Origin of the sequence: Variovorax sp. RKNM96, assembly GCF_017161115.1 — a bacterium.
In the GTDB taxonomy this organism is placed as follows: Bacteria; Pseudomonadota; Gammaproteobacteria; order Burkholderiales; family Burkholderiaceae_C; genus Variovorax.
Genome location: NZ_CP046508.1, coordinates 2,046,361 through 2,061,314, shown reverse-complemented (window position 1 = coordinate 2,061,314; position 14,954 = coordinate 2,046,361). Strand labels below are relative to the sequence as shown.

Genomic DNA, 14,954 nt, shown 5'->3' with positions numbered 1-14,954 from the left:
GCCGGCCTACGGTTCAGGACAACTCATCCACGCAAGTCACGTTTTGTTTAGGAGTTCACGAAAACCCACTTTTTTCGTCGGACATCGCGGGGACATCCTTCCGGTCGGTACACCCGTCTTCAAGTCCGAAACCCCGACACCAGTGCCTCCACCGCCGCATCGCGCGCTTGGATCAACTGCGCAGGCGAGTGCCGTCTCGCAATGGCGCCGGCCGCCGCCCCCAGGGATTCGTCGTGCAAAAGCCTTTGGACGCTTGCTGCAGCGGCACCCATCTGAGGCATCCAGATGATCCCGGCCCCCTGGCTTTCCACACGCCTCGCAAACATCAGCTTCTCTGCATCCATCGGCATCATCAGTTGCGCCTTGCCCGCCAGGACCGCAGAGCACAGCACGGAGGCGGAACCGTAGTTCACGACCAAGTCCGCCTGCTCAAGAGCAGCCGTCAGGTTCACGGGCGATCGATGCATCTGGATGCAGCTGTCGCTGTAGTGCCGAAGCGCCATCTCGGTCGCATCCGGCCACACGCAGCAAGTGGCATTTCCTGCAAGGCGCAGCGCCTCGAGGACAGGCCCTACCCTTCCCATGCTTCCGCGCAGATAGGCGTAGACACGCTTGGCGCTTCGCTCGCCCGATGACGTCCAGCCAGGCGCGGGCGCTGCGCTGCTCAGGGTGAAAGGGCCGGCATAGGAGAAACCGGAACGCTCTCCGTAGGGATCCGTCTCGGGAATCGCATCCGACAGCGTCGCCGGCCACGCAAGAAACTGCGCCAGCCCCAACTCGACACCGAAATCCTGACCCACACGACGGATCGTTTCCGAAAGTCGTTCGATGCCGTGGCTCCTTGCGGCGTCATCGCCCGGCGAACCTCGTGCATGGTCATCGAAAGCCGGGAACTCCACAGGCGGCGCGTCAAATCCGTTCGTCAATTGCGTGGCCGGCACGTTTCCCAAGCACGCGGCCAGTTGAGCCACGGGTGCGTAGTCGCACAAGATAGCGACAGGCCTGATGGACTCGAACAGCTTCAACCACTGATTCACGGCCACCGTGACCGCCTGCGGGTCCGTGAATCCCTGTTCCAAGAGAATGTCGGCGAAGGAATTCGCCCGTGCAAAAGCCGGTGAGCCTGCGACAGCGAACGTCTTGCGAGGCTGGAGAACAGGCGCTGGATGAAGGGGGCTGCTTCCAGTCGCCCCCGGCAACGGATGCGCAAGCTGGGCATGAGGAACAACCCAGGTCGACTCCGCGTGCCGTGCCTTGATCAATGCGTCCATCTCGGCCAGCCGCGCCACGTGACCCAGATGGCGCCCCTGCTCCCAGGCCAGCAGAACGCGGCGCCGGCTCACGACAGGGAAGCACCGTCTTCGGACACAAAGCGCTGCGTTGCTCCGTTCAGGACTCCATAGATTCGCTGATACGAATACCGCCGTCCTTGCACGATGGGCCTCACCTCATGCGGGAAGTTCTTGTTCGAAGGAAAGACGAGCAGCATTCCTGCACGCGGCCTGATCTCGACACCCTGCTTCGGAAAGTGGAGCTCGCCGCCTTCGAACTCGGCGTTCAAGTAGAGGATGGCCGTGATGCCCCGATGCACATCCCGCGTCAGAACGCTCCCATCCGTCTTCAGCACATGGTCGTCGGCATGCATCTTCAAACCGACTCCCGGCGTGTACGCGAAGAATTCGTGCTGCGCCAGGACAAGACTGTCCGATGGCCGCGCCAGAAAGTGCCGCTCGAAGTACTGCTGGGCCGCCTCGTAGATGAAGAACGCCAGCTCCTCGTCGTGACGCGGAACGATGGCCTTGCTGTCGCGGTATCTGGTGTCGACGATCGATTCCCCGTCGCGCCCGTAGACCTCGTGCACGCGAAAGTCGCTGGCATCCAGTCGACTCTCGATGTGGGAGATGCAGCGGTCCACGGGCAACGCGCAGATCTCTTGATGAATGACCGCGTCGGGCTTCTGAATGAACTCGGCGTAGGTGATCACAGATCGAACCTCCAGGTGGTTTGCAAGAGGCTTCTTGCACCCGACTGGATCGCGGTGACGCCATGCTTGTACTTGAAGTGCCCCGGAAAGGTCACCAGCTTTCCTGCGACGGCGTCGACATACAGGTCTGCATTGGGAAAATGCAGCTTTCCACCCTCGAAATCGCGCCCCTCCGTCGAAAGATAGAGCAACGCCACCAGCTGGTTCGCCCAGTTGAACATCACGGTGCCGAGACCGTAGTCCTGATCGGCGGCGTCCTGGTCGTCGCAGTGCACGGGGCAGCCCTCGCCCTCGAAGTAGAGCAGTATCTGGCTCGATGCAAGGCTGATGTTCCTGCCCGCATAGTTGTACTCGGTGGCCAGTGACTCCACCTGCTTCCGGACCATTTCGACAAGCGCCTCCTTGCCTGGCATCTCGACGTCGAAGCTCATGCGTCCGCGCTCGCGGCCGTGATCGGTGTTGTAGGTCTTCGAAGGCTTGGGATTCTTCTTCCAGGCATCCAGAATGGCTTGCTGGCTGTCGGGGACATCGAGGTGCCTGATTCGGATGCCGTTGCGCCCGTCCGGCGTGGACACAGTGAAGCAGGGGTTAAGCAGCGGCCGTATCTTTGACATAGTAGTGTCTTGCGATGGCGATCCTCTTGCCCCTCGTCACTGGGGTCACCAGGTGAGGAAAAAGATGGTTCGACGGAAACGCTATCAGGGTTCCGGTAAGCGGCTTGACGGAGACGTCATGGGTCGGAAAAACCAGCTCTCCGCCTTCGAGGTCGTCGGTGCTGATGTACAGCAACCCCGCAAACTGGTTCAACAGATGCATGACGTACTTGTTGCGGCCGAATTGCCCGGGCGGCTTGAACTGGTCGTCGACGTGCAGGCCAGCGCCCGCGCCGTCACTGTAGATCATGAACTGCTGCCGGGACACGGAACCCGAGTACCCCTCGCCGCGAGCGTAGAGCGACTGGAGCACGAACTCATCCAGCAGCTGGTAGAGCGGCGCGAACCGCTCCGACTGGCGATCCTTCAGCTCCTTGGACCGGCGCAGTCTCTTGTCCTCTTCGCCCACGTTGGCGTAGATGTCGAGGGACAACTCGAGCTCCTCGGTCTCGAAGGCCGAGAAGCAGCGCTTGATCAGCTCAGGAGGGATGGCGGTCTTCGAAACCTCGATCCCGCCGCTGACCATGTGAACCGGGTTCGGGAACAATCAATCCCCGCCACCGGCGCCGATGGAGCCCGTGGCGCCGGCGCCATTGCAGGCCGTCATGCCATTCTGAAGCGCCATGAAATGTGCGCTCGTCATCGAATTGATGATGGCCGAGGTCAGCGCGGGTACGTTGATCCGCAACGGGCCCTCGGGGGTTCCGTCGCCGATGATGTAGATGCTGCCGACCACCACTGGCGCGTGAGGGGCCGCTGCAATTTCGCGAATGGGCGCGACGGCATCGCGCTTGAGCGGCAGCACGTTGCTCTCGTCGCCCGGCAATGAGGAAGCCAGATTGCTGGACATGTCCGCTGGTTGGATCTTTTGAAGTGTCTGCACGGCGAGCTCTCCTGAGTGTGCTTCGAACGGCGTCGAAGCGGGTGGGCAGGTCATGACGACCCGAAAGGTTTGCACGCGTCGGGCTGGGTTCCGAACAACGTCGCAAAGATGTGGGAATAGCCGGTGGGGGGAAGCGAAGGATTCGAATTGACTTCGAGCCACCAGGCGTTGCCGCTGTCGTCGAGAACGCCGTCCAGGGAGTAGAGGACGGGCGCGGAATAGAGCGCCTCGAGGTCACGCGCCAGCACGTCGGCGGCATGCCGCGCCTGTGCCAGCACACCCTCCGACAGCTTGTGCAGCGCGTTGTCCGCAGCTGCCGTCGTAGCGGGAGATTGGTAGTCGCGCCCATAGCGGAAATCGAGCCAGACCGAGACATTGGCGGGTAGGACGTCGGTCCTGGCAAACCCTTGGTAAGCCACTGCCGCGTCCACCGCTTCCTCATCCCCGGCGGGACGCGGCATGCGCGGCGATTGAGCCTCGACGAGCTGAGCGATCAACTGCGCGATGCTTTGAACGCCGTCGCCGACCACCGTCGGGTACGGATTGACATGTGCGTGGAAGACGGTCCGTCCCCATATCCACAACTTGAGGTTGGTGCCCCGGATGAACTGTTCGGCAAACCCGACGCCTCGCCCTTCGGCGAATCCGGCGAACGCCTCGCCGGCCCGAAACGGGCCTTCGATGTCCCGGCCGAACGATCCCATCGATCGCTTCAGGATGAAGTCATGGCCCAGTTGTGCGGGCGGAAAGCACCATGCGGGCACGCGCAGTCCACGGTCTGCACCAAATGCCTTGAAAAGAAGCTTGTCCGTCGAGAGCGGCCATTTCATCTGCTTGTAGGGCAGCCACCCGAGGAATCCGGTGGACTCGTCCGAGAGCTGGCCGACATTGACCAGTTGGCCATTGATGCGTGCACGAAACTGAGGATGCAGGGTGAAATACCGATTTCTTGCCTTGACTTCCATCTGAAAGGACTCGAGGTCGATGGATGCCTGCGCCGCCTGCTTCTCACCCCAGCTTTTGACTGCACGCAGGTGGTTCGTGAGCATGGTCATGTACATGGAAAGAGCTTTTTGCAATAGAGGGGTCGAAAAAGCACCCAGCCGCTTCTGGCCGGTCAGGCGAAGGGTTCAGCGCTACATATCCACACCGTTGGAAATCTTTTTAGGGTGTCCGACTGATTCGAGTGGTCATTCATGCCGTGCCGGACGCGCGCCATGATGTCGCTCGGACCGAGGATGAAGATGGACATCGCTGCTGGATTCGCTTTCGTCCCTCCGGTTGAACACCAAAGCGGCCTCAACATGGCTCAACGATGGCGCATCGGAGGATAGTGGACAGGGCGATGAACAGTCAGTGCCTTCGTGTCTTGTTTGCGCCCATGGTTCAGCCCGATCTTGTAGGCCGTGCGCATGCCGTTCAAGCGCAGCCGACCCAACCGACGATAACCACAGGCACGAGAACACCGTGTTATCGGTAGTTGGTTAAGTCTCACGCCCCAACTCGCGATAACGAAGGCACGAGAACGCTCCCATAGAGGACATGCGGCGCTCTCGAAAGGAGACCTTCAACCCTGACGTCTGTATCGCGCCTCAAACGGAAAATCGCACCGCCTGTATGTCTCCTCTGGGTCCATCCTGGGAAAAGTCGTTCGTGACGCGTCGGGAGCTTTCACGGCGGATTTTTCTCGGACGCCATCTGCCGGGCACTGTCGGGGCTGTAGCCTGCTCGGATCGCAGCCTGGGTGCCGTTCAGGTCAACTAAGTACTCGTCGACGAAGCGCTGCTGAAGGTCAGTGACTACGAGCGGCGCGGGTTGGGATGCTGGTGCTGGTCGAACTGGTCGTGCCGGCTTCTTCTTCGTCGCCTTGGCTGGTGGAGCCTTCTTGCGCGCAGGTGGGCCCGCGGCCTTCTTGGCGGCAGCGGGCTTGGTGGTGGTCTTCGGTGCGGGTGCCTGCTTCTTGGCCGGCTTTCGTATTGCCATGCGCGCGAGTTTTCCCGCGGCCTTGCCTAGCGTCGAACCCTACAGGGGTGCAGAATTCGGCTTAAAACTATTGGAGGAGAAGCCCATGCGAGCCCTAATTCCGCACCTCAGGCGGCGTTCGCTCTGTCTCTGTGCATCCGGAGTCGCGGCGCTGCTTGCTGCGGGCTGTACAGCCGGAATGGTTACTACGTCCCTGTACCAGGGCCCGAAGAGCGGATCGACATCGAACGTGCGATTCCATGTCGTTTCGTACCCGAAGGGGCCGTTCTTCAATGGCATGGGTATCTACGTCTTCGGCGATGAGCGATGTTCGGAATCGGAATTCGGCCGCTTCGTAGGCGAGGTGGGCAAGGACAAGATGCTCGTCAGCACGAAGGAGAACTCGATCGGCATGCCCAAACCGGCTGGCTATCAAGATTTCGCCTACGTGGAACGGCCTTTCCGGGCAGATCGCCCCGTGGTGTTTTCGATCCAAGCCCATACAGATGGGCCTGGCTCCATATGCCGTCAGAGCTATGTTTTTACTCCCACTGCGGGTGAAATGTTCGAGATTCGATTCGCGGTCATCGGGTACGAACGATGCGATGCTCGGATCCTCGCTGTGAGTCCTGCGACCGGTGCCCTGACACCTCTTCCACCGGGCGCACTGCGGCGACTTCCCAACTATTGCTCCTCCAACTCGCTACTGAACTGAGGCGGCGCGTGGCGGTCGAGGGTGGCTTGGGAGAGCAGGGATGTTCCTGCATGAGCAGCGTGGACCAGAAAGTCGAAAGCTATGACTGATGAATCGCCAGAGGATTTCGCCGAACGCGCGGTGTACAGCTCAGCGGATGCGGCCGAAGCAATCCTCAACACGATGGGAGACCTTCCCCCATTTGGGATCGCATTCTTCGCCGACGGGAAGCGCCAAATCGTTGCGCCGTTCGAGGATGCGGAAACCGCTGCCCAAACCACGCACGATTGGCTTCGAATGCAGGTTGCCAAGCAGCTTGAAGCCGTCGTTCGCCAGCGTGATGACGTTGTCGCTGTAACTACTATCCTGGCCGACGATGGGCCTGCGAAGGTCTATATCCAGCTGGAAACGCGCGTAGTGCTGGCGCCACCACTCGCTTTTCCCGTCGCATTGCGAGACGGACGGCACAACCTCGAGGACCCGCATGTCTTCGAACAGCGGATCGCCGCACCGATCTTTCCTCGATAAAAAGCCCGCTCGGGCGACCCGGCGGGCGAACGTGCGGCCGGGGCCGCGCGAGGAGATAACTGGAGTTGCGGGACTGATGTTCCAGCAGCCACGCGCGGCGGCGAAGCCCTACAGGGATACGAGCAGTCAGGGGGCGAGTTCCGGCCCCAAACTGGTGGCAACGATCGCGCGGTCAACAGGCATGGAGCGGAATGGATGGCGTAGCGCTCGACCAAGTGCTCGATGTCGGGCAAGTGTTGCAGGGAGGTGCTACTAGCGGGCTCATCCCGTCACATGGCGATCCAGACCTCCACGATCATGCCGTTCAGGTCCGAGGGGGCACCTCAAAACCTGCGCGGATACTTTGCCCAAAGGTCGTCCATCAGGCTGGTCGATGCAGACTCGAGCGTGTGGTTCGATTTGCCAACGCAGTACTTGTCAAGCCAAGCAGACAGCTGAATTTGATTCGGCAAGGCGATGACCGGTCTGTCAGCTCCAAGCTCGCCTGCCCGATTCATTCCGGAAAAGTGCCCCTGCACCCAAGAGAGCATGAAAAACTCGCTGACGCTTCCCCCACCATCTTGTTCCCGAGGTTTGGCCCGCTCTCTAGACCAATCGGTGCAAGTCTTGCCCGCTCCAACACCTATAGCGACATTGCCTACTTCCGCGAACGCAGGCACCACGCCGAGAAGTAGGACCATCCCCGCCACATAACGCTTCATGCAATCACCTTTTCCTAGATCCAATGCTGGACGCATTTCACCTCTCATAACACCTGACGGCTCCGGTTTATACGCCAACGACCACCGGGATGCGGACTAATAGGAAAGCGGGGCGTCGCTCGCAAGCGAATGCCGATCAAGCCCTCGGTCGGTTCGCCCTGCGCAGCTACCCAGCGTCATGTTTCTCGACCCGTGCTCAGATCACGGTTGAGCCCCTTCGGGGTGGTCATCTGGTTGCGGAGGGCGGAATCGAACCGCCGACCTCTGGGTTATGAGCCCTGTGCTCTACCAGAGCTGAGCCACACCGCGATCGAACTTTGCGCCGATAGCCGCCTGAATGCTCGCCCTACAGGGGTATGGCATGCTGCGGGCGCGAGGTGCGCTGTTGAAACTGATCGGAGACACGATGGCAGGCTACTTTGAGATGGAGGCAATAGAACGGAGCAGCGAAGCCTGTGACGCAATGTCCGTCGTCTTCCGGACTATCGTGAACTGCGTCGACAAGGCCGACGTGGCGGCGACCACGTTCGACAGGTTCCTAGGCAACGCTACAGCTGAAACTCTGGTCGTGCCTGATGCAGACCAATTTGACCTCCTTCGGGATGCACTTCGAGCACTCGACACAGATCATCTACGGCCTCTGGCAGAGCTCACGGCGGATGGGCCACCGCTTTTGCGGCTGATCTGCTACCGCAGCGGACGGGCAGATGAGCCCACGACAAGTGACGACGAGCTTGCCGTCGAATACTTCAATCCCCGTCCAGACAGCGATGGCTTAATCCATCACACCGACAGCGCAGTGCGACTAACTCACCGGCCAACCGGCACGACCACGGTCAGCGACGGGGCGAGATCGCGACATCGCAATCTCGCCCAAGCGCGTGAAATGCTCAGCGCAAAGCTTGCGGACAATTTCACTCCCCTGCTTCTGAACGATCGGTCAATCAGAGCCTTCCAACAACGTGTCAATTCGAGGCCTGCGCGCTGACTGCGCGCTCGAACTACGCGCCATTTGCTGCTTGCCCGGTCTGCGGATATGAGGTGCCAAACAGCTGCGCTTGATTGGGTCGATGCGCGCCTTGAGCGCTGTCACTTGACGGCGCAGGCGCTTCCCCAGATCCGAAGGTACTTTTTACCGTTCACCAGCAGCTCAAATTCCGTCATTTCAGTCACGACAGCCAGGTAGTCGGGCGGTAGCGGCACCGCTGCTGCGGCTGTGAGTCCGTCAATCTCCGTGGCGGTTGCGGCAGGTTTGGCCCCATCGATCCGGAAGATGGGGTGCAAGTCTTTGGTGAGGCTGTGGACATCCATCGGTGGCGCCTACTGGCGAAGGTCTGGTTCTGGCCGACTGTAGCCGCTCACGTCGTCGTCGCGAAACGGCCCATTGCGGTTATCCGACTGATGTAGCGTGACCCTTCAGTTGCCGCTGCGAGAGCTGGTAGAAGGTTTTCCCACCGATGATGAAGCCACCCGAATCTCTAGCGGCGATGCGATCTTCAGCAATCGACATTGCTTGGTCCCTCTCTCCCTTGAGAACATGGTGAATCAAGCGCTCCTTCCAAAAGTTCCACGCCGTGCTCGGCACGCTTTTAAGGATGCTCAGATTGAAGGCTTCTCCGAGTTCCATGAACGCATCGTCGCTGCGCAGGTGGTTATTGGACTTAATGCAGGCTTCCGCTTCTACGAGGCATCCACGACTCGTGTTCAGCAGCCCTTCTTCGCTCCATTCGCAAGTCGCGATGAAGCCCTCATACAGCGGAACGCCGTACAACGTGTACGCACCGTCGGCGCGAAGGCCCAACGGCGCCTGCAAGTTCGCCGTCATGCCCAAGATTCGCCATAGCTCAGGGTCGAACGCCATTGGCTTGCAAGATAGCCTGCGATACAGCACGTTCTCCTTCGCACTGCCAGAAACCAAGAGCGAGAAAAACATCTCGCCTTCTACGCGGAACGCGCTGGAGCCTTTCGTCTTCCATCCGAGCGCCTTGCCTTCCTGCTTCAGGTAAGCGTTGATTTCTTTATCTAGTTCAGATTGCTTCATCGAGTCCCGCGATGGTTGCGGCGGAGAGTTTTCTTCTGGTCGATAGTACCCATCCGCGCGAGCGCGCCAAACGGCCAGGCATGCCCCGCAAACGGCTGCAGATTGCTTCATACCCCCTGCAACGCGATATCTCGAAGGCATATGCCTTCCTGCCTATGCCTCTTTGCTTGCGCGGCAATTGAAGCTCTCCGTCACGGGCGTCGGCGCCGAACCGGTAGTGAATAACGCGAGATCGACTTGGCCCCCCCAATCAGATCGATCAGGGCCTACGCGACTCCCCAGTGGAAACATGCGTCATTTCGATGCCACTCTGCGGCTTCAGGCGTTCCACCCCTGGATGCGCATGGTGCTGACATGAGGGCAACATCGCGCACTGTAGTGAAGCCCGGACCTCCTGCCGATAGCAGCGACTGCCCACACCAGAGCGACAGCTCATATGACTTTGGTCATTTCAGATTCGCGACCATCCACACTAAGATTCCCGGACCATGGCCACTGCCACATCACTGCCGCCGCATGCCGCGCCGTTGCGTAGCGAGGCCGGCATTGCGATACCGGCGCGGGGCATCCTGGTGGTCGACGACCACGAGTTGGTGCGCCTGGGCCTGAGGGCGCTGCTGCTGGCGGAGACCGGCAGCGTGCCGGTGCACGAGGCACGCTGCCTGGCCGACGCATTGCGCATGTACGAGTTCCATCTGACGTCGCATCTCCTGGTGCTGCTCGATCTCGATCTGCCCGACTCCCAGGGACTGGATACCCTGGTGCGCTTCAGGCGCGCCTTTCCTGCATCGCGTGTGGTCGTGCTCTCCGGCAAGGACAGCCACGCGCTGATGCAAGGGGCGATGGCGCTCGGGGCGCAGGCCTTTCTACCCAAGACCGGTCACCTGGGCGAGGTGTTGCGCTACGTGAGGGACAACGATCTGGTCGCTCTCCCGACTCAGCCGGGCACGGCGCCAGTCACCGTCCATACGAAAACGGCAACGACCGAATCGCAGCCGCAGCTCAATCCGCGCCAGGTCGAGATCCTCGACTGTCTGCTGGCCGGCAAGTCGAACAAAGAGATTGCACAGCTGTCGCACCTGACCGAGGGCACGGTCAAGAACCATGTGTCCACCCTGTTGCTGCTGTTCGGCGTGCGCTCGCGAGCCCAGCTCATCAGCAGCCTGAAGTGAACCCTCCGCGCCATGCGGCCTTCGACGTGGCGATGCCCCGCATGCCTGCGATGAACGACCTGCATCCGCCCGAACTGGCCGAGCGGGTGCTGCGCGAACAGGTGGCTGCGGTCCATGCCAACGCGCCGGCAGCCTATCTCGCGGACCTCCTCACGGCACAGGCGCTGGGCATCGGCCTGTTCGTGGCCACGCGGCGCTGGCAAGTCCTGCTGTGGATGGCGCTGCACCTGGCGTTGACATTGCGACGCGCGTATCGGCGCTATCAGCGCAGTCCCGATGCGGCCGCCCATCCCGAGTACTGGGCGCGCTTCAATGCGCGCAATGTGCTGCTGCGCTCCTGCGTCTGGGGCCTGGCGCCCTGGCTGTGCGTTCCAGCGGGGCGCCACCTCGGGCTTTGGGTCATGGTCATCGTCATGATGATGGGCGGCTGCGCCGGCGGTGCCCTGTCCCTCGCCGTTCTCAAGCGCAACATCCCCCGCTTCATCGTGCCCAGCATGGCGAGCCTGACATTGGCGCTGGCTTGGCGTGGAGACATCACGCACCTGTTCCTGGCCACCGGTTGCCTGCTGTACATGTGCGTCATGATCACGTTCGCGCTGCAGCACCACCGGCTGCTGACCGCTGCGCTGACCATGCGTTTCGAGAAAGAAGCGCTGGCCGAGCAACTGAGCCACCAGATTGCCGCCACCCAGCGCGCCAGCGAGGAGAAGACGCGCTTTCTTGCCGCAGCGAGCCACGACCTGCGCCAGCCTCTGCACGCCATCGCACTGTTCGGAGCCGTCATCGAGAAGAAGCTCAAGGGCAGCGAGGAATGGGATCACGCGGTGCGGTTGATGGATGCGGTCGGAACCCTCGGCGATTCGCTGGACATCCTGCTGGACATTTCGCGACTGGATGCCGGTGAGGTAGCGCCGCAGATTCGACCTGTGGAACTCACTCCGCTGTTCCTCGCGCTCAACAATGTGTTCGTGGCGCAGGCGGCCGGCCGCGATCTGCAGCTGCGGCTGCGCGCCACGCCTTGCTGGGTGCTGAGCGATCCGCAGCTGCTGCAGCGGCTGCTGTCCAATCTGGTGGACAACGCGCTCAAGTACACGACGCGCGGCGGCGTGGTGGTGGCCGCCCGTGCACGCGGGCCGCTGGTGTGGATCGACGTATGCGACACCGGCATCGGCATCGCGGACGAGCACCTCGGCCGCATCTTCGACGAGTTCTACCAGATCGGTAATCCGGGGCGCGATCGAGCACAGGGACTGGGCATCGGCCTTTCCATCGTGCAGCGGCTCTCACGCCTTCTGGCGCATCCACTGCAGGTGTACTCGCGCCTGCATCACGGCAGTCGCTTTCGCCTGGTGCTTCCGGCGGTGTCGGCCTCGGGTGTCGCGCCATCCGCCGCACGCTCGGACGCCGTCTTGCCATTGCCGCGGCGCGTGCTGCTCATCGACGATGAAGCGCCAATCCGCCAAGCCGTCACCGGGCTGCTGCAGGCGCATCGCGTGATCGTCGACGCAGTGCCCGGCGAAGCCGAAGCCGAGGTCGTGCTGACGCAAGCCGCACATGAACACACCCCCGTCGACGTGCTGTTGTGCGACTTGCGGCTGGCCGACGGTGCCGACGGATTGGCAGCGGCGCAGCGATTGCGTGCACGCTTCGGCCCCGGCTTGCAGGTGCTGCTGATCACCGGGGAAACCGCGCCGCAGCGGCAACAGCAGATGCGCGACTCCGGCCTGCAGGTGCTGCTCAAGCCGGTGGCTGCCGACAGGCTGCTGCACGCCCTTGCATCGCTGACACGACACGATACGACGCACGCCTGAGCATCTTTTTTTCTGCGCAAGTCGATGACCTTCGACACTGGATTGCAGGCATCGCCGTCCCTACCGTGGGGCCTTCTCATTCACTCCACTTGAAAGAAGGAAGGCCCATCATGAATACCACTCGTACCGTTTGCCGTGCATCGCGAGCACCTGTCGCGCTGCTGATCATGAATCTCGTGCTGGCGGCCTGCGGCGGCGGCGACGGAGGTGGCGGTTTCACCGGATTCGCTGTCGCTCCTCCGCCTGCGCCTCAGGGACAACCGACACCCACGCCGACGCCTGCGCAGGACAGCACCGCGCCCTCCATCACCACGCAGCCATCGGACACCACCGTTGGCCAGGGCGTGGCCGCCACGCTGAAGGTACAGGCTGCGCACGCCACGGCCTACCAGTGGCAGCGCAGCGTGGACGGTGGTGCCAACTGGGCCGATGTCTCCGGCGCCACCGGCGACAGCTTCACCACGGCGGCCAATCAACTGGCCGACACCGGCCAGCAGTTGCGCGTGCGTGCGACGGGCGCGCACGGCAGTGTGACCAGCCATGCCGCCACGCTGACGGTCAAGCCCTGGGTCGCCAACGTGCTGGCGACGACGGGTGTGAGCTACAGCCATCCCTATCAACTCGCTCTGGATGCCAGCGGTGCGAACCTCTACGTGGCCATGGGGGGCAATGGTTCGGTCTACAGGATCGACACGGCCAGCGGCAGCGGCGCCGAGCTGACGCCCGGCACGACCATGAATACACCGTATGGCCTGGCACTTGCAGCCGACGGCACCTTGTACGTGAGCGACCAGCATCGCATCAACAAGATCGCTCCCAACGCGACGACCTACAGCACCTGGGTCGGCGGCGGCACCAGCGGCTATGCCGACAGCCCAGCCACCGCGATGTTCAACAACCCCGCCAGCATTGCGCTGGACAGCGCAGGCAACCTGTTCGTGGCAGACCTGGAAAACAAGCGCGTGCGCAAGGTCGCGGCCGATGGCACCACGAGCACGCTCGCGGGCGACGGCACGCAGGCCTACCTGGACGGGGTCGGCACGGCAGCCCAGTTTGCCCGCCCGCAGGGCCTGGCGATCAGCCGCGACGGCCGCACGCTGTACGACACGGACACCGATGGTCTGTGCCTCCGCAAGATCGATGTGGCCAGCGCCACAGTGAGCACGCTGCTGGGCGATTGCACCAACGCCATCGTCGGCCTGGTCGACGGAACGGCCGCCACACCGGCCAAGCTCGGCTACTCCTACGGCGTGACGGTGGATGCGAACGACAACGTGTTCCTGACTCACGCCTGGGATGGCGTGGCGCGCGTGGTCACGCTGGCGGGGGAGATCAGCACACTGCGGGACAGCACCGGCGCGGCGCTGAGATTCAATTTCCCGATCGGCGTGGCGGTGGCCAGCGACGGGAGCATCTACGTGGGCGCATCGAACGGCAACCAGATCTTCAAGCTCACGCTGGCGCCCTGAGCGGGACCGGGGATCTTCGGCTCGCTCGCACCGCGCGAGCCGTCGAGCGAGAGAAGGAGGCGGCGCGAGTCCGCGCCGCGCCGCATGCCTCTTCGCGCGAACAGAAGAGCGCCTCTATCTCGTATGACTTCGACCAAGACGTGCTTCTGTCGCTACCAGAGCCTCTTTGAAGTACTCCTGTAGCTTCGACGCAATGACGGGAAGCCTTCGCCCGCTTTGCTCAATGAGCAACAAGCGTTCAGTGATCTTGTCGGCCAGCGGCCGAAAGACCAATTCGTTTCTTGCAATCTCGCGCTCGACACCCAATCCGCTCTTGAAGGTGATTCCCGACCCGTCACGAACGAGCGCCTTCAATGCTTCGATGTTGTTGCAGACGATGAATGGCTCAACGTTGATGTTCTTTTGAGAGAGAACCTCGTTGACAACGGACGCTACCGAAATGGAGGTTGTGGCAAAGCAGAATCGATGACGCGCGCAATCCACGATGCGGACAGACTTCTTCGTCGCCAGCGGATGGTCGGGCCGCATCACCACACCGATGTCAAGCTCGACGGAAGCAACGCGTCGCACTCCCCGCATGACGGGCGAGTTGAACGAAATCCCGATATGCGCTTCTCCCGAGGCGACGAGTGTCGGCACGACCGCAGAGGGAGCCACGGTCACATTGAAGGTGATGTTCGGATAGGTCTTGCCAAAGTCAGCGAGGACGGTGGACAACAGGTCGACCGCCACGCCCTCGATGACCGCAAGGGAGACTCGTCCGCGCCGCAATCCCCGCAAGTCTTCGATTTCGGATCTGGCGCGCTCCATGTCCTGCAACGTGCGTCGAATGTGATGGATGAGGATCTCTCCCGCAGCAGTCAACCGCAGACCGGATGAGTGACGCTCATAGATTGCGGTACCGAGTTGCTCCTCGAGAAGGAGTATTCGCCGGCTGATCGCAGACGGTGTGACGTGCAAGGCCGTCGCGGCCTTCCGTACGGATCCCGTCCGCGCGACTTCGTCAAGGTATTCGAGGGCTCGGCTATGCAGGTGCATGGTGACTTCCTTCGTGGT

General features: G+C 61.9%; 17 protein-coding genes and 1 tRNA gene. 6 read left to right on the top strand and 12 right to left on the bottom strand.

The genetic code is table 11. The annotated features are described in order from the left end of the window. Positions 1-119 precede the first annotated feature (119 nt). The 7 genes from GNX71_RS09410 to GNX71_RS09380 form a co-directional block, all read right to left on the bottom strand. Positions 120-1,343 carry a hypothetical protein gene (locus GNX71_RS09410; RefSeq protein WP_206178070.1) on the bottom strand — a complete coding sequence of 408 codons (1,224 nt, stop codon included), beginning with the start codon at positions 1,341-1,343 and terminating at the stop codon, positions 120-122. After that, positions 1,340-1,984, bottom strand: coding sequence for a 2OG-Fe(II) oxygenase (locus GNX71_RS09405; protein WP_206178069.1), 645 nt, complete (start codon positions 1,982-1,984; stop codon positions 1,340-1,342). The genes GNX71_RS09410 and GNX71_RS09405 overlap by 4 nt, the downstream gene beginning before the upstream one ends. Continuing rightward, on the bottom strand, positions 1,981-2,559 hold the full coding sequence (locus tag GNX71_RS09400; protein WP_206178068.1) for a hypothetical protein: 579 nt from the start codon (positions 2,557-2,559) through the stop codon (positions 1,981-1,983). The genes GNX71_RS09405 and GNX71_RS09400 overlap by 4 nt, the downstream gene beginning before the upstream one ends. Positions 2,560-2,572: 13 nt before the next feature. Continuing rightward, positions 2,573-3,184: a 2OG-Fe(II) oxygenase gene (locus GNX71_RS09395; protein ID WP_206178067.1), complete on the bottom strand. Its 612-nt coding sequence runs from the start codon at positions 3,182-3,184 to the stop codon at positions 2,573-2,575. Beyond that, a complete protein-coding gene (locus GNX71_RS09390) occupies positions 3,185-3,520 on the bottom strand; it encodes a hypothetical protein (protein ID WP_206178066.1) in 336 nt (111 codons plus the stop codon). A gap of 50 nt (positions 3,521-3,570) precedes the next feature. After that, positions 3,571-4,581: a hypothetical protein gene (locus GNX71_RS09385; protein ID WP_206178065.1), complete on the bottom strand. Its 1,011-nt coding sequence runs from the start codon at positions 4,579-4,581 to the stop codon at positions 3,571-3,573. A 610-nt stretch (positions 4,582-5,191) separates the two neighbouring features. After that, positions 5,192-5,503: a terminase small subunit gene (locus GNX71_RS09380; protein ID WP_241027206.1), complete on the bottom strand. Its 312-nt coding sequence runs from the start codon at positions 5,501-5,503 to the stop codon at positions 5,192-5,194. A 229-nt stretch (positions 5,504-5,732) separates the two neighbouring features. Here GNX71_RS09380 and GNX71_RS09375 point away from each other — a divergent pair, with 229 nt between their 5' ends. Both GNX71_RS09375 and GNX71_RS09370 read left to right on the top strand, forming a co-directional pair. Next, positions 5,733-6,197: a hypothetical protein gene (locus GNX71_RS09375; RefSeq protein ID WP_206178064.1), complete on the top strand. Its 465-nt coding sequence runs from the start codon at positions 5,733-5,735 to the stop codon at positions 6,195-6,197. Positions 6,198-6,278: 81 nt separating this feature from the next. Next, positions 6,279-6,704, top strand: coding sequence for a hypothetical protein (locus GNX71_RS09370; protein WP_206178063.1), 426 nt, complete (start codon positions 6,279-6,281; stop codon positions 6,702-6,704). Between the two features lie 323 nt (positions 6,705-7,027). Here the strand turns inward: GNX71_RS09370 and GNX71_RS09365 are convergent, their stop codons facing one another. Both GNX71_RS09365 and GNX71_RS09360 read right to left on the bottom strand, forming a co-directional pair. Next, a complete protein-coding gene (locus GNX71_RS09365; protein WP_206178062.1) occupies positions 7,028-7,405 on the bottom strand; it encodes a hypothetical protein in 378 nt (125 codons plus the stop codon). 231 nt (positions 7,406-7,636) lie between these two features. Beyond that, positions 7,637-7,714: transfer RNA gene (locus GNX71_RS09360), tRNA-Met, on the bottom strand. Between the two features lie 97 nt (positions 7,715-7,811). On the opposite strand from GNX71_RS09360, the gene GNX71_RS09355 reads away from it, so the two are divergent. Then, positions 7,812-8,393 carry a peptide chain release factor-like protein gene (locus GNX71_RS09355; RefSeq protein ID WP_206178061.1) on the top strand — a complete coding sequence of 194 codons (582 nt, stop codon included), beginning with the start codon at positions 7,812-7,814 and terminating at the stop codon, positions 8,391-8,393. A 101-nt stretch (positions 8,394-8,494) separates the two neighbouring features. Here GNX71_RS09355 and GNX71_RS09350 read toward each other — a convergent pair whose 3' ends face one another. Continuing rightward, positions 8,495-8,716 (bottom strand): hypothetical protein, encoded by a 222-nt coding sequence (locus GNX71_RS09350; RefSeq protein WP_206178060.1) that lies wholly within the window; start codon positions 8,714-8,716, stop codon positions 8,495-8,497. A 79-nt stretch (positions 8,717-8,795) separates the two neighbouring features. After that, on the bottom strand, positions 8,796-9,446 hold the full coding sequence (locus GNX71_RS09345; protein WP_206178059.1) for a hypothetical protein: 651 nt from the start codon (positions 9,444-9,446) through the stop codon (positions 8,796-8,798). A gap of 488 nt (positions 9,447-9,934) precedes the next feature. Between GNX71_RS09345 and GNX71_RS09340 the strand changes: the two genes are divergently transcribed. The 3 genes from GNX71_RS09340 (at position 9,935) to GNX71_RS09330 (ending at position 13,898) form a co-directional block, all read left to right on the top strand. Then, positions 9,935-10,618, top strand: a complete 684-nt coding sequence (locus GNX71_RS09340; protein WP_206178058.1) for a DNA-binding response regulator — start codon at positions 9,935-9,937, stop codon at positions 10,616-10,618. Then, on the top strand, positions 10,615-12,429 hold the full coding sequence (locus tag GNX71_RS09335; RefSeq protein ID WP_346776868.1) for a hybrid sensor histidine kinase/response regulator: 1,815 nt from the start codon (positions 10,615-10,617) through the stop codon (positions 12,427-12,429). The genes GNX71_RS09340 and GNX71_RS09335 overlap by 4 nt, the downstream gene beginning before the upstream one ends. 110 nt (positions 12,430-12,539) lie before the next feature. Continuing rightward, entirely contained in the window at positions 12,540-13,898 is a 1,359-nt protein-coding gene (locus tag GNX71_RS09330; protein ID WP_206178057.1) for an SMP-30/gluconolactonase/LRE family protein, read from the top strand. A gap of 114 nt (positions 13,899-14,012) precedes the next feature. On the opposite strand, the gene GNX71_RS09325 is transcribed toward GNX71_RS09330, so the two are convergent. After that, on the bottom strand, positions 14,013-14,936 hold the full coding sequence (locus GNX71_RS09325; protein WP_206178056.1) for a LysR substrate-binding domain-containing protein: 924 nt from the start codon (positions 14,934-14,936) through the stop codon (positions 14,013-14,015). Positions 14,937-14,954 lie beyond the last annotated feature (18 nt).